Origin of the sequence: Microvirga sp. 3-52, from assembly GCF_018383585.1 — a bacterium.
Taxonomy (GTDB): domain Bacteria; phylum Pseudomonadota; class Alphaproteobacteria; order Rhizobiales; family Beijerinckiaceae; genus Microvirga.
Window position 1 is genome coordinate 215,693 of record NZ_JAHAMK010000002.1, and the last position, 14,196, is coordinate 229,888.

The following is a 14,196-nucleotide window of genomic DNA, read 5'->3' on the forward strand; positions in this document are numbered from 1 at the left end:
AGTCGTCCACGAATAGATTGGAGGGATTGAAACGCAATTGAATTGAAGCATTTAGGGCAGTCACAATCTGTTCTGATCCGGTCTGACTTTTGGCATGATAGAGTCTTCAGAATTCAAGGCTGAAAACTGCCGTTCCAATAAGGTGCCTTTAGGGAAACGCTCATGACAGGATCCACCTCGATCCTCGAAATGAAGGACATCTCCAAGACGTTTCCTGGCGTCAAGGCGCTCACGAACGTGTCCCTCACCGTCTACCCTGGCGAAATCCATGCCTTGATGGGCGAGAACGGCGCCGGCAAGTCGACGCTGATGAAGATCCTGTCCGGTGCCTACCAGGCCGATCCGGGTGGAGAGATCCGTATCAACGGCCAACCGGTCACGATCGACGGACCGCTGACGGCACGTCATCACGGCATTTCGATCATCTATCAGGAGCTCTCCCTCGCGCCGAACCTGACAGTGGCGGAGAACATGCTTCTCGGGCGTGAGCACAAGTCGGGTCCGATGGTCGACCGGCGCTCCATGGAGACGGCCTGCCAGAGCGTTCTCGAACGGCTCGGGGTTCATTTCAAGGCCACGACCAAGGTCAGCGAATTGTCGATGGCCGAGCGGCAGCTCGTGGAAATCGCCCGAGCACTCATCGCAAATTCCCGCATTCTGGTCATGGACGAGCCCACGACCTCCCTCTCCTCCCGCGAGACAGAGGCGATGTTCGCGCTCGTCCGGCAGCTTCGGGCCGAAGGACTGGCCATCATCTATATCAGCCACCGCATGGCGGAGATCTACGAGCTGGCCGAGCGGGTCTCTGTGCTCCGGGACGGCTCCTATGTCGGCACCCTTGTCGGCGACGAAATCTCTGCGGAACGCCTCGTGCAGATGATGGTCGGCCGCGACCTGTCGTCCTTCTACAAGAAGGAGCACGACGCTCATCAGAGCCGTGGGCCGGTAATGTTCGCCGTCCGCAACATGGGAGACGGCGTGCGCGTGCACGATTGCTCCTTCGAGCTGCATGAGGGCGAAGTCCTTGGTATTGCCGGCCTCGTTGGAGCGGGTCGCACCGAACTCGCCCGCCTCATCTACGGCGCCGATCCCCGTACTAGCGGCGAGGTCCTCCTCGACGGCAAGCGTCTTTCGATCCACCGGCCTGAGGATGCGATCAATTCCGGCGTGGTTTATCTGACCGAGGATCGCAAGCATCTCGGCCTCTTTCTCGATCTGACCGTGCGCGAGAACGTGAACATCAGCGTTCTGGAACGGGATTCACGGTTGGGCGGCGTCCTCAACCTGAAAGCCGCAAAGCAGAGGGCGGCGGCGGCAATCCGGGCGCTCGGCATCCGCGTGGCGGGGGACTCCGTGCTGGTCGGCAGCCTGTCCGGCGGAAACCAGCAGAAGGTTCTCCTCTCGCGCCTGCTCGAGACGAAGCCCAAGGTCCTCATCCTCGACGAGCCGACCCGAGGCGTCGACATCGGGGCGAAGTCGGAGATCTACCGATTGATCGACAGCCTCGCCCGCAACGGGGTCGGCGTGATCGTCATCTCGAGCGAGCTGCCGGAGGTCGTCGGTATCTGCGACCGCGTGCTCGTGATGCGCGAGGGCAGGCTTGCCGGCGAGGTCGGCGGAGCCGGTCACCCGCCCGTGACCCAGGAAAACATCATCACCATTGCGACAGGCGTAAGGGAAGCGGCCGAATGACACCCCCGAATGAGACCAGCGCACCTGTGCAAGCAACCGGAACCAAGGGCGCTGATGCGGCGTCTCAAAGCCTGCAGCGCCGCCTTGCCTGGCGTTCAACCCTGCAGGCGATCGGCATGCTGCCGGTGCTCATCATCCTCGGCGTCGTGTTCGAGCTCATGTCGGGCCGGTTCATGAGCTTCCAGAACCTCTCGATCGTGATGCAGCAGGCCTCGATCAACACCGTGCTCGCGGCCGGGATGACCTTCGTCATCCTCACCGGCGGCATCGACCTGTCCGTAGGCTCGATCCTGGCCGCTGCCGCCATGGTGGCGATCTTGGGATCCCTGATCCCTGAATGGGGCATGCTGGGCATTCCGGCCGCCCTGTTGGCGGGCCTTGGCCTCGGCCTCGTGAACGGCGCGCTCATCGCCTTTGCGAAGCTGCCACCCTTCATCGTCACTCTAGGATCGTTGACGGCCGTGCGCGGCCTCGCGCGCCTGCTCGGTGGCGACACGACCCAGTTCAATCCGCAGCTTCCCTTCGCCTTCATCGGCAATGGCACCCTGTTCGGCCTGCCCTGGCTGGTGTGGATTGCCTTCGCGGTGGTGATCATCTCCTGGTTCATCCTGCGAAGGACAGTGCTGGGCGTCCATATCTATGCGGTCGGCGGCAATCCGGATGCCGCGCGCCTCACCGGCATCAAGGTCTGGGCCGTTCTGCTGTTCGTGTATGCCTTCTCGGGACTCGCGGCAGGCCTCGGCGGCGTCATGTCGGCGGCGCGCCTCTTCGCCGCGAACGGCCTGCAACTCGGTCAGTCCTACGAACTCGATGCCATCGCGGCCGTCATTCTGGGCGGCACGAGCTTCGTCGGCGGCATCGGGTCGATCTGGGGCACGCTGATCGGCGCTCTGATCATCGCCATTCTGACGAACGGCCTCATTCTGGTGGGCGTCTCCGACATCTGGCAGTTCATCATCAAAGGGCTCGTGATCATCGGGGCCGTGGCGCTCGACCGCTACCGCCTCAAGGGATCGGCGCGCACCTGACACGAAATACCGGCGCCCGGCTCGGGCGCTCGTATCTGCGATTGCCCGGTGGCAAGCACAAGCTCTGGGCATCGTGAGGCAACAAGACACCTGCAATGAAGATCCTGGAGGAACCTCTATGACACTGTCTCGTCTCTCTCTCGGCCTAGCCCTCGCTGCGGTTTTGGCAGCCCCGGCCTACGCCAAGGACGTCAAGAACGTCGGCATCTCTGTCGGCCTGCTCGGCAACCCGTTCTTCGTCGCCACCATCAAGGGCATCGAGGCCAAAGCGAAGGAGATCACTCCCGGGGCCAAGATCACGTCCGTGTCGGCGGATTACGATCTGAACAAGCAGTTCACGCAGATGGACAATTTCACGGCGGCCGGAACGGAAATCGTGATGATCAACGCGGTCGATCCCAAGGCCATCGAGCCGTCGGTCAAGCGCGCCCAGGCTGGCGGAATGGTCGTGGCCGCTTTCGACGTGGCGGCCGCAGGAGCGGACGTGACGGTCATGACGGACAACGTCAAGGCAGGCGAGCTCGCCTGCCAGTACATCGCCGACCACCTGAAGGGTAAGGGCGACGTCCTCATCGTGAACGGTCCGCAGGTCTCGTCGATTACGGACCGCGTGAAGGGCTGCAAGAACGTCTTCTCCAAGTTCCCGGACATCAAGGTTCTTTCGGACAACCAGGACGCCAAGGGCTCCCGTGAAGGCGGCTTCGCCGTCGGCCAGAGCCTGCTGACCCGCTTCCCGAAGGTGGACGCCGTCTTCGCGATCAACGATCCGACTGCCATCGGCATCAACCTGGCTGCCAAGCAGCTCAACCGGAACGAGTTCATCATCACGGCGGTCGACGGCGCTCCGGACATCGAGACCGAGCTGAAGTCCGGCAACTCCCTGATCAAGGCCTCGGCCTCCCAGGATCCGTACGTCATGGCCGCTCAGTCCTATGAGCTCGCCGTCGGGATCGTGAACGGCAAGAAGCCAGAGAAGAACGTGATCCTGCTCGAGCCGAAGCTGATCACGGCCGACAACATCAAGGACTACAAGGGCTGGCAGGCCGTCCGCTGATTTCGTTTGACTTCCGGCGGCCATGGCGCGAGCTGTGGCCGCCTTTTTTCCATGCATGTGCCACCAGGAGGCGCCTCGATGTTGAAGCTGCTGCGCGAGCAGGTTCTGGAAGCCAATCTGGAAGTGGTGCGCCGCGGGCTCGTGCTTTACACCTTCGGCAACGTGAGCGGCATCAGCCGCGAGGACAATCTCGTCGTCATCAAGCCGAGCGGCGTGCCTTATGAACGCATGAAGGCCGACGACCTCGTGATCACGGATCTCGACGGCAAGATCGTCTGGGGCGAACTGCGCCCCTCCTCCGATCTCGACACCCATATCCACCTGTACAAGTCCTTCCCGGAGATCGGCGGCGTGGTGCACACGCACTCCGAACACGCCACCGCCTGGGCCCAGGCCTGTCGTTCGATCCCAGCCTTGGGCACCACCCATGCCGACTATTTCTACGGCCCGGTCCCGATCACCCGCGAGCTGACCGCCGACGAGATCAAGAACGATTACGTTCGCGCGACAGGCGTCGCCATCACGGACGCCTTCGGCAACCGCGATCCGATGGAGGTGCCGGCGGCCCTGGTCGCCGGGCACGGCCCCTTCGCCTGGGGCAGGACGCCGGACGACGCCGTTCACAATGCCGTTGTGCTCGAAGCGGTGGCCCGCATGGCGATGTACACGTTTTCGCTGCAGCCGAACGCGCAGGGCGTGTCTCAGGCGCTTCTCGACCGGCACTATTTCCGCAAGCATGGCGCGACCGCGACCTATGGCCAGGCCGAGAAATAAGGCCCTGGCCCTCTTTCAACCGCATATGCCCCTTTTTGGGAGACACAGATGGCCGTTGTAGCAGGTGTCGATTTTGGCACTCTGAGCGTGCGGGTCACCCTCGTCGATGATCGCAAGGGCCCGCTCGGCCTCGCCACGGCGGAGTACCCGCTTCACCGCAGGCGTGACAATCCCGACCATGCCACCCAGGCTCATGCCGATCACATGGACGCCTTGGCGCGGGCCATGCGCGGTGCCCTGGATTCGGCAGGCGTGGAGGGCGAGGACATCGCGGCGCTCGCCATCGACACAACCGGGTCCAGCGTGGTCATGGTGGGCGAAGGCCTTGAGCCTCTCGACGAATATTACCTCTGGTGCGATCATCGGGCGAAATCCGAGGCCGAGGAGATCACCCGGCTCGCCCACCAGGAAGGTCTCGAAGCGATCCGATGGTGCGGCGGCATCTATTCGCATGAATGGGGCTTCTCCAAGCTGCTGCATTGGCTGCGCAACAACCCTGACAAGCGCGATCGGCTCGTGACGGCTCTCGAGCATTGCGACATGGTGGCCGCGACCCTCACCGGCGTCACCGATCCGCACCGTTTGAAACGCAGCATCTGCGCCATGGGGCATAAATGGATGTGGAACCCGCGCTGGGGCGGTCTGCCCCCGCAGGAATTCCTCTCCAAGGTCGATCCGCTCTTCGACGGCATCCGTGAGAAGCTCGCAGGCGAGTACGTCACCTCCGATGTCGTCGCCGGACATCTCACCCCCTACTGGGCGGATCGCCTCGGCCTCAAGGCCGGCATTCCGATCCCGGTCGGAGCCTTCGACGCACACTGGGATGCCATCGGCGCCGGGTGCCGGGTCGGCGACGTGGTAAACGTGGTCGGCACATCGACCTGCATCATCGCGATGGCCGAGGACACCAGTCTGATCCAGGGCGTGTGCGGTGTCGTGCCCGGCAGCGTCGATCCCAAGCTCGTGGGCATCGAGGCCGGGCTGTCGGCCACGGGCGACATCTTCGAGGCGATCGCGCGCCGCTCCAACACCAACGTGAAAGAACTCTCCAAAGGCTTGGAGCATTATCGCGCCGGCCAGACGGGCCTCCTGCGCCTGACCTGGGACAACGGCGACCGCACCGTTCTGGTCAAGGCGGATCTCGGCGGCATCACGCTCGGCTGGAACCTGTTGCACACGGCACAGGACGAGCTGTTCGCCGCCATCGAAGGCACCGCATTACACACGCGGATCATTCTGGAGCGCATGGCCGAAGGGGGCGTGCCGGTCGAGCGGGTCATCAATGCGGGCGGGATCCCGCAGCACAACACGGTGCTGAATCAGGTTTACGCCAATGTGCTCGGCCGTCCGGTGCTGGTCCCCAGCGGCATCCCCACGGGCCTCGGCTCCAGCATCTTCGCGAGCCTCGCCGCCGGGTCTCATCCGGATCTAGACAGCGCGCAAGGAGCGATCTGTCTGCCCTTCCGCACCTTCGAGCCGGATCCTGCGGCGCACGCGGTTTATGAGCAGCTCTTCGCCCATTACAGGACGCTCTATTTCGGCTTCGGGGGCGTCTCTGGACCCGTCTCCCTGGATCATATATTGCGCGACCTCAAACGGATCTCGGCTCTTCCCTCGGAGCCCGTTCCGCCCGATGCTATGCCCGAATGATTTTGAGAGGCTTTTGATGATCCTGGTCTGTGGTGAAGCCCTGATCGACCTCTTTATCGGAGAATCGAACCCGGCAGGCTTTCCGGCCGAAGCCGTGGCCGGCGGCTCACCCTTCAATGTCGCCATCGGAATCGGCCGTCTCGGGCGCTCCTCGGCCTTCCTGTCCACCCTATCGGACGACGTTTTCGGCACCTTCCTGGCGCAAAAGCTCGCCGAATCCGGCGTGAGCCCTGCCTATCTCAAGCGCTGCCCGAACTACACCACATTGAGCGTGGTCGCGACGAGCGCTTCGGGGCAGCCGCAGTACTCCTTCTATGCGCCAAACAGTGCCGACCGTGCCCTTACGCCGGAGGCGCTCCCGGCCCAATTGCCGGCTGATGTGACGGCCATTGCCGCCGGATCCTACGCGCTTGGAGTGGAGCCCATCGCGAGCGCTATCGAAACCCTGCTCCGCCGCGAGGCGGGATCCCGCGTGATCTCGCTCGATCCCAACGTCCGACCGCGCGTTGTCGGCGATCTGAAGGCCTATCGCGCGCGCTTCGAGGGCCTCCTTGCCTATGCCGACGTCGTAAAGGCGAGCGACGAGGACATCGAGCTGCTCTACGCTACCCACGATCTCGCATCGGCCGCCCGCGGCTGGCTCCGAGGGGGCCCGAAGCTCGTCATCGTCACCCGCGGCGAGAAGGGTCCGCTGGCGGCCTTTGGCGATCGGATCCTGGAGCGCCCAGCGCCCCGGATCGAGGTGGTGGATACGGTCGGCGCGGGCGACACGTTCCATGCCGGTCTTCTCTCCTGGCTCGATGCCAACAACCTGCTCTCGCCCGAAGGGATCACCGAATTGACCGAGAAGCACGTCACGGCAGCTCTCGATTTCGCGGCAGCCGCTGCTGCCATCGTCTGCACCCGCCGCGGCGCCAATCCACCCTCATGGAATGAGGTTGAGCAGTTTATGGCGGCGCGCGCCTGACCGAAGCGGAAATGATCATGACAACGTCCCTTCCCGTTCTTCCTCCTCTCGGCCCGAGCTGGCGCGCAAATCGCTTTCATCGGCAATGGCTGCTGGAGCAGGCGAACAGCCTCTTCGAATTCTTCCAGAACGGCATCATCAATCCGGCCGGCGGCTTCTTCGACCTCGATGATGCCGGACAACCCATCGAACTCACGAATGCGGTCCGGCAGATCCACAATACCACCCGCATGGTGCATTGCTTCGCCATCGGGACCCTACTCGGCCGGCCCGGATGCGATGCTATCGTCGATCATGGCATGACCTATCTCTGGAATGCCCATCGGGACGCTCAGAACGGCGGCTATGTCTGGTCGCTGGACAACAATGGACCGAAGGACGACACCAAGCAGGCCTATGGGCATGCCTTCGTGCTGCTCGCCGCCTCCAGCGCGAAGGTGGTGGGGCATCCTCTCGCGGACCGCCTGATCCAGGACATAACGCAGGTTCTGGAGGAGCGCTTCTGGGAGGAGCAGCACGGGGCCGTGACGGAGGAGTTCTCGCGCGACTGGCAGCCGTTGAGCCAGTATCGCGGCCAGAACTCCAACATGCACCTGACGGAATCGCTCATGGCAGCCTTCGAGGCCACGGACGACAGGGCCTATCTCGACAAGGCGGAGCGGATCGCCAGCCTGATCATCGGACGTCACGCCGCCGCTCTCGGCTACCGCGTGGCCGAGCACTTCCATGCCGATTGGAGCCTGGACAAGGAGTATCGCGGCTACGACGTCTTTCGTCCTTACGGGACTACGCCGGGCCACTGGCTCGAATGGGCGCGCCTCGTGCTTCAGCTCTGGGCCCTCGGCGGCAAGCGCCATGCCTGGATGCCGGAAGCCGCCAAAGAACTCTTCCGCCAATCCATCGAGCTTGGATGGGACAAGGATAAGGGCGGCTTCTTCTACGCTCTCGATTGGGACGACAAGCCGAGGCTGCCCCACAAACTGTGGTGGCCCTGTGCCGAAGCCATCGGCGCTGCGGCGTTCCTGGGCGATCACACCCCGAGCGATTACCACGAGCAATGGTACCGGACCCTCTGGGGCTTTGCGGATAGGTATCTGATCGACCATCGGAATGGCGGATGGCGGCCGGAGTTGACCGAAGACCTCAAGCCGGGCACGACCCTGTTCACCGGCAAGCCCGATCTTTACCATGCCCTGCAGGCCTGCCTGATCCCGCTCTTTCCCGCAGTCGGCAGCTTGACCAAGGTCATCCCGGAGAGCAGCGCTCAGGCCTGAGAGAGGTGCTGGTCCAGGACCTGCCTCTTGGGCATACCGGCTTGGGCGCCCGCCGTGAGGCAGGACAGGGATGCCGCAGCACAGGCCCGCTCCATGGCCCGCCCGACCTCCAGCCCCTCGGCGATCCCGTTGGCAAGGACGCCGACGAAAGTGTCGCCTGCGCCTGTGGTGTCGACCGGCACGATCGGACGCGCCGTCGCGTGGGCCTGAGTGCCATCCGGCGCGATGGCATAGGCGCCACGCGATCCTGCCGTCACTATGCAGATGGAACCGAACGAGCTGGAAATCGCCGAACCCGCCTTGAGATAGTCCTCGCCGGCAGGCGTACCTGCGATATCGGCAACGGCGAGTGCCTCATGCTCATTGACGACAAGAACATCGGTCACGGCCAGGAGTTCGGCCATGGCGGAACGCTCCTTTATGGGCGGCACCGGCGCGAAATTCCACACGACCTTGACGCCGGCCCGGCGTGCCCGCGCGGCGACCTCCAGGTTCTCCGCAATCGGGACCTCCATCTGAAGCACCAGAACGGCGGCCTTTGACAGGAGGCTATCGGGGAGATCGGCCGAGCGCAGCGCCATATTCGCTCCGCTGGCGACCGTGATGGCATTCTCGCCTGCCTCGTCGACGGTGATGAAGGCGCAGCCGGTGGGCTCGTCGGTTACCCGGATTGCGCTGACATCGATCCCGTTCTCTTCAAGGTTCTTGAGGCAGGCCATTCCGAAGGGGTCGTTGCCGACAGCCCCGGCCATGGCGACCCGCATGCGTCCGCCGTGGCTGACCCGAGCGGCTGCGACGGCTTGGTTGGATCCCTTGCCGCCAAAGAAGCTGTCGGCCCGACGCGACAGGACGGTCTCGCCCGGACGGGCGATTCGCTGCACCCTCGCAACGAGGTCCATGTTGATGGAACCGAAGATGACGATCATGCCGGGCTGCCCTTTTTTGAGGCGCCCTCCTTACCATTCGCCGACCACGATTGGCGAGGGCCTGCAGTGCGATCCCGCTCTCGGCGACACGCCATTAGAGCCATCCACAGCTATTTCTCCCCTCTCCACTACAGAGGGATTATGCCCTGGAACCAAGCAGGCTGCCTCAACATTTGACTCGCAGGTAGGCGTAGCAGCGGTAAACTGTCATCAGAATCAAAGATAGTTTGCCACTGGCAGATAGAAGAATAGGCTTTGATGGGCAGGCAGGCTGATCCTCACCTTCTGGATCGCGGAAATCCACCGCCCGCAACGACTCGCTCTCGCATCCCCCCGTTTCTTGCAAGTTCCCCCAGACGCCTCTGCGCGGCGCCTGGATAGGTCTCTGTGCGCAGTTTCAAAAACCGGAGTTGGTCATTGAGCAAGCATCATGAGAAGCAGAGACGCAAGACCCGCCGCTCCCTTGAAACAGCGGAGGTTTTCGACCTCACCGGATCCAAGTTCCAGGCCGAGCGCAGCCTCCCTCCCATCAAGCCGCTCAATGCAACGCAGGATGATTATCTCGACGCTTTGAAGAACAGTGCCCAGGTCGTGGTCCTGGGCCCCGCCGGCACGGGCAAGACCTGGATCGCAGCGACCTACGCGGCGGATCTGTTCCGCCAGCGCCGCATCCGCAAGATCATTCTCACCCGGCCCAACGTTCCGAGCGGCCGTTCCCTCGGCTTCTTCCCAGGCAGTCTCGAGGAGAAGTTCGGCCCCTGGGCCGCACCGGTCATTGAGGCCGTCAAGGAACGGATCGGTACGGCGGCTTACGAAATCGCGGTCAAGAACGGCGATATCGAGATGGTGCCCTTCGAGGTGATGCGCGGGCGATCCTGGCGCGACGCCTTCATCCTCCTGGACGAAGCGCAGAATGCCACCCCGGCCGAAATGAAAACCTTCCTCACCCGTATCGGCGAGGATTGCACGGTGGTGATCAACGGGGACGTGAGCCAGTGTGACCTGCGCGAAACTTCGGGGCTGCGAACGGTCATCCACCTGATCAAGTCGCAGATGCTCCCCGTTCCGATCATCGAGTTCACCCTCAATGAGATTGTGCGGTCCGGTGTCTGCGAAATGTGGGTGCGGGCCTTCGAAGAGGTCCATTGCTGAAAATCGTCGGCCCCGAGGTGTCGTTTACCTTGGGGTCGATTTCCTGTCTCTCGATAGGCGTCGCCTGACGCGAAAAAACCGGGTCCGCCCATTCGCACTCCGTGCGGCAGGGAACCCGGCTTGATTCATGGTAAAGACTGATGTCTCAGGCGAGCTCGATGGCGCCGACTTCCGGACCCTTGCGACCCTCGACGATGGCCACCCGGACCGCCTGGCCCTGCTCGAGCTGACCAAGGCCTGCGCGCTCCACGACGGAGATGTGCAGGAACAGATCCTTGCTCTCACCCTCGACGGACACGAAGCCGTAGCCTTTCACGGAGTCGAACCACTTGACGGTGGCTGGCACCTCCGGTGGGCCGCTGACCGGACGAGGGCTCGGGCCGCCGCTCGGACGACCAAACCCGCCACCGGACTGCCCGGGACCGCCAGAACGCATCGGCCGCGGAGCACGAGCGCCACGCGGCGGCTCGGGTTCGGCCGTGCTGGTGTCGACGCTGACGATTTCCTGGACCTGCGGGCCCTTCTGGCCTGCGCCGACCTTGATGACCAGGGTCGTACCGGATTCGAGCGCGGAATGGCCCGCCGCCTCGACCTGCCGGACGTGCAGGAAGGCCTCGCCGGATCCGTCGGTCATTTCGACGAAGCCGAAGCCCTTCTCAGGATTGAACCATTTCACCCGTGCTTCAGTATCGGGTCCAGAGGCGGGAGAGCCATAGGATGTCTGCTGCCGCATGGGCCGTTGTTCGTAAGATGCTGGCGGAGCGAAATCGCCCCAGTGATCTTCGGGTTGACCGCCAAATTGACGTCGGCGATCACGGTGATCATTTCCCCGGCCCATCAGGACTGCCTTCTAAAGTCTCAAGTTTCGTAAACGCTATAGGCGTAACGCCCTCAACCGCTGAGGGCAAGAAGATTACTACTCATACCTGATCAATTCACGCAAGGTCCCAAAAGGGCAAGTCATGCGGATTGTGGGGCGCCGATGCGAGAATTCAGTCCCCCAATCACGGCTTTCAGGACGTGATGACCCTCAGCCTCCCCCTGCCGGCGCCCGCTCCAGGCATGGATGCGCTCATGAATGAAGGCCAGTTTGGCGATCACGGCGGGGGCAAGCACGAAAGGATAAAGATCCGGCTGCCCCATGCTGCGGTTCAGGGAATTGACGGCGAAGGTCAGGGGAAGCCAGCCTGTGATCAGGCGATTCAGATCAGCCTCCTGGTGCGGATCGAAATCGATTTCCGCCGCCAGCTCCGGTCCCCTGCTGATCCTGGGACGCACCTTCATGCCGAAGGCGCTGGCCGTCTCCAGGGTGTCGACGATGTGGAGATAATGGGCCCAGGTTTCAGCGAAGTCTTCCCAAGGGTGCGAGGCGGCATAGGCGCTGACGAATTCCTCCTGCCAGTTCTCCTTCGGCCCGCTGGCATAATGAGCCTGCAGGGCATCCCCGTAATCCTGCCGTTCGTCCCCGAATATCTGGCGGAAGCGCTCCAGGCTCGGATCGTCGCGGACCAAGACGTTCCAGAAATAGTGACCGATCTCGTGGCGGAAGTGACCGAGGAGTGTCCGGTACGGCTCCCCCATACTGTGCCGCCGCCGCTCCCGCTCGGCATCGTCCGCCTCGGCGATGTTGATGGTGATCATGCCGTTGTCGTGTCCGGTCAGAATGGAGGGGCCGCCGGGAGAATTCTCCGCAGGATCGGCCAGAAAGTCGAAGGCTAACCCCTGCGGTTCCTCCGCACGTGTCGCCAGCGGAAGCTCGAGCTTCAGCAAGGTATAGAATAGGCGCCGCTTGGCAGTCTCGAGGCTGCGCCACCGGTTGAGATTCTGCGCGATCGAGAGGTCCGGCACCGTCCGATTGTGGCGGCAGGCCCGGCAATAGGGATTGTCTTCCTCGGCAGGTATGAGCCAGTTGCACGCATCGTGCTCGGCATTGGCGCAGAAACGGAAGCGTCCCTCCGGAAGGGCCAACGCCTTCCAGCGTCCATCCTCCGCTGGGTCCAGCGCGCTGACCTCTTGCAGCGACGGCACGCAGCCGAGCCGCCGACCGCAGCTTTCGCAGTGGCTGTTCTCGAAGTAGAGCGGCTGGCCGCAGGCCTGGCATTCGAAAAGCTTCATGGATCGCCCCTGCTGTTCGCCCGCTCGGTTGGCCCGTGCCAGCCCGGCTTGGCTGCACCATCACGGCAACGGTCCATGAACCGGTTGGTTCGCGGGTCCGCGCCCCGTCGTCCCTAGGCCGCTGCTCAAAATTTAGTCTTTCTGCAAAGCGCCTCCCATTTCATCATGAGCGCACGATGGGCCCGTGGCCCCGGCTCCGCATCAGGTGGATAACTCATGGTACATGTTGCCAAACAGGCGACGCAGGACGGCACATTCACCGTGTATCTCAGCGACAGGCCCGTGGCCTGGGGGCTGACCAGCGGCGCGGCTGATGCCCTCATGCAAAAGCTGCTCCGGCCTTGATTCCGCGGCTTCCCGGCCCTCGATGCATTCCCGCACGGCGGCTGATATAGCGGTTCCCGTTCGCGGCAATCGAGTGGAAGATCAATGGAACTTGGTGTCTATACATTTGGTGAGCTGACGGAAGACGCTGCCACCGGGCGGCGGCTCTCCCCGGCGCAGCGCCTGCGCGACCTCATCGAGGAGGTCGAGCTGGCGGATCAGGTCGGCCTGGACGTGTTCGGCCTCGGCGAACATCACCGGCCCGACTATGTCGTCTCGGCCCCGGCCGTGGTGCTGGCCGCCGCGGCCGAGCGCACGACGAGGATCCGGCTGTCGAGCGCCGTGACCGTGCTGAGCTCCGACGATCCGGTCCGGGTGTTCCAGAGCTTCGCGACCCTCGACCTTCTGTCGGGCGGGCGCGCCGAGATCATGGCGGGGCGCGGCTCGTTCATCGAGTCCTTCCCTCTGTTCGGCTACGATCTCGACGATTACGATACCCTCTTCGCCGAGAAGCTCGACCTGCTCCTGAAGATCAGGGACGGGGAACGGGTAACATGGGCCGGGCGGCATCGGGCACCTCTGAACGATCAGCCGGTCTATCCCCGTCCCGTCCAGGAGCCATTGCCGGTCTGGATCGCCGTCGGCGGAACGCCGCAATCGGCCATGCGTGCGGGCGCGCTCGGCCTCCCTCTGGCTCTCGGCATCATCGGCGGACAGCCCGAGCGCTTCGCCCCGCTCGTTTCACTTTATCGTGAGGCGGGGAGCCGGGCCGGGCACGATCCGGCGCGCCTCAAGGTCGGCATCAACACCCATGCCTATGTCGCGGACACCTCGCAGCAGGCCGCCGATGAATTCTTTCCCGCCTATGCCCGGGTGATGACCCAGCTTGGCCGTGAGCGCGGATGGCCTCCCACGACCCGCCCGCAGTTCGAGGCGATGCGGGCGCCGCGCGGAGCCCTTGCTGTGGGCGACCCGCAGGAAGTCATCGACAAGATCCTGTTTCAGTACGAGCTCTTCCGCCACGACCGGTATCTGGCGCAATTCAGCGTCGGCACCATGCCGCACGCGCAGATCATGCGCTCCATCGAGCTTCTGGGAACCAGGGTTGCGCCAGTCATACGCGCAGAAATTGCACGCCGGATGCCTGTATAATCAGGGTGCAGCCGAGATCTTTACTTTGGCTGGGTGCCGGTATTACCATGCAGTCTCAAGTCATAATAACCTAAGATAGTGATGGCGT

13 protein-coding genes are annotated in these 14,196 nt (G+C 63.4%); 10 read left to right on the forward strand and 3 right to left on the reverse strand.

Annotated features, from left to right (window positions below; genetic code table 11):
* The first annotated feature begins 162 nt into the window (after positions 1–162).
* The 7 genes from KHP60_RS02995 (at position 163) to KHP60_RS03025 (ending at position 8,439) form a co-directional block, all read left to right on the forward strand.
* Positions 163–1,692, forward strand: a complete 1,530-nt coding sequence (locus KHP60_RS02995) for a sugar ABC transporter ATP-binding protein (RefSeq protein ID WP_213562082.1) — start codon at positions 163–165, stop codon at positions 1,690–1,692.
* Positions 1,689–2,720, forward strand: a complete 1,032-nt coding sequence (locus tag KHP60_RS03000; RefSeq protein WP_213562083.1) for an ABC transporter permease subunit — start codon at positions 1,689–1,691, stop codon at positions 2,718–2,720. Before KHP60_RS02995 ends, KHP60_RS03000 begins: the two co-directional genes overlap by 4 nt.
* Before the next feature lie 118 nt (positions 2,721–2,838).
* Positions 2,839–3,774, forward strand: coding sequence for an ABC transporter substrate-binding protein (locus KHP60_RS03005; protein ID WP_213562084.1), 936 nt, complete (start codon positions 2,839–2,841; stop codon positions 3,772–3,774).
* A 78-nt stretch (positions 3,775–3,852) separates the two neighbouring features.
* Positions 3,853–4,548, forward strand: a complete 696-nt coding sequence (locus tag KHP60_RS03010; protein WP_283770667.1) for an L-ribulose-5-phosphate 4-epimerase — start codon at positions 3,853–3,855, stop codon at positions 4,546–4,548.
* Positions 4,549–4,596: 48 nt separating this feature from the next.
* Positions 4,597–6,198, forward strand: a complete 1,602-nt coding sequence (locus tag KHP60_RS03015; protein ID WP_213562085.1) for a ribulokinase — start codon at positions 4,597–4,599, stop codon at positions 6,196–6,198.
* A gap of 16 nt (positions 6,199–6,214) precedes the next feature.
* A complete protein-coding gene (locus KHP60_RS03020; RefSeq protein WP_213562086.1) occupies positions 6,215–7,165 on the forward strand; it encodes a carbohydrate kinase in 951 nt (316 codons plus the stop codon).
* Between the two features lie 17 nt (positions 7,166–7,182).
* The gene (locus KHP60_RS03025; protein WP_213562087.1) at positions 7,183–8,439 is read left to right on the forward strand and encodes an AGE family epimerase/isomerase; all 1,257 of its coding nucleotides are present in this window, start codon (positions 7,183–7,185) and stop codon (positions 8,437–8,439) included.
* Here KHP60_RS03025 and KHP60_RS03030 read toward each other — a convergent pair.
* Positions 8,430–9,365, reverse strand: coding sequence for a ribokinase (locus KHP60_RS03030; RefSeq protein WP_213562088.1), 936 nt, complete (start codon positions 9,363–9,365; stop codon positions 8,430–8,432). The genes KHP60_RS03025 and KHP60_RS03030 overlap by 10 nt on opposite strands.
* 417 nt (positions 9,366–9,782) lie before the next feature.
* On the opposite strand from KHP60_RS03030, the gene KHP60_RS03035 reads away from it, so the two are divergent.
* Positions 9,783–10,517 (forward strand): PhoH family protein, encoded by a 735-nt coding sequence (locus KHP60_RS03035; protein WP_249688454.1) that lies wholly within the window; start codon positions 9,783–9,785, stop codon positions 10,515–10,517.
* 145 nt (positions 10,518–10,662) lie between these two features.
* Here the strand turns inward: KHP60_RS03035 and KHP60_RS03040 are convergent, their stop codons facing one another.
* Positions 10,663–11,250 (reverse strand): cold-shock protein, encoded by a 588-nt coding sequence (locus KHP60_RS03040; RefSeq protein WP_213562089.1) that lies wholly within the window; start codon positions 11,248–11,250, stop codon positions 10,663–10,665.
* Positions 11,251–11,477: 227 nt separating this feature from the next.
* Complete coding sequence (locus KHP60_RS03045; protein WP_213562090.1) at positions 11,478–12,632, reverse strand: putative zinc-binding metallopeptidase; 1,155 nt, start codon at positions 12,630–12,632, stop codon at positions 11,478–11,480.
* Between the two features lie 216 nt (positions 12,633–12,848).
* On the opposite strand from KHP60_RS03045, the gene KHP60_RS25415 reads away from it, so the two are divergent.
* Together KHP60_RS25415 and KHP60_RS03050 are read left to right on the forward strand one after the other, a co-directional pair.
* Positions 12,849–12,977, forward strand: coding sequence for a hypothetical protein (locus KHP60_RS25415; protein WP_283770668.1), 129 nt, complete (start codon positions 12,849–12,851; stop codon positions 12,975–12,977).
* 84 nt (positions 12,978–13,061) lie between these two features.
* Positions 13,062–14,108: an LLM class flavin-dependent oxidoreductase gene (locus KHP60_RS03050; RefSeq protein ID WP_213562091.1), complete on the forward strand. Its 1,047-nt coding sequence runs from the start codon at positions 13,062–13,064 to the stop codon at positions 14,106–14,108.
* The last annotated feature ends 88 nt before the right edge of the window (positions 14,109–14,196 follow it).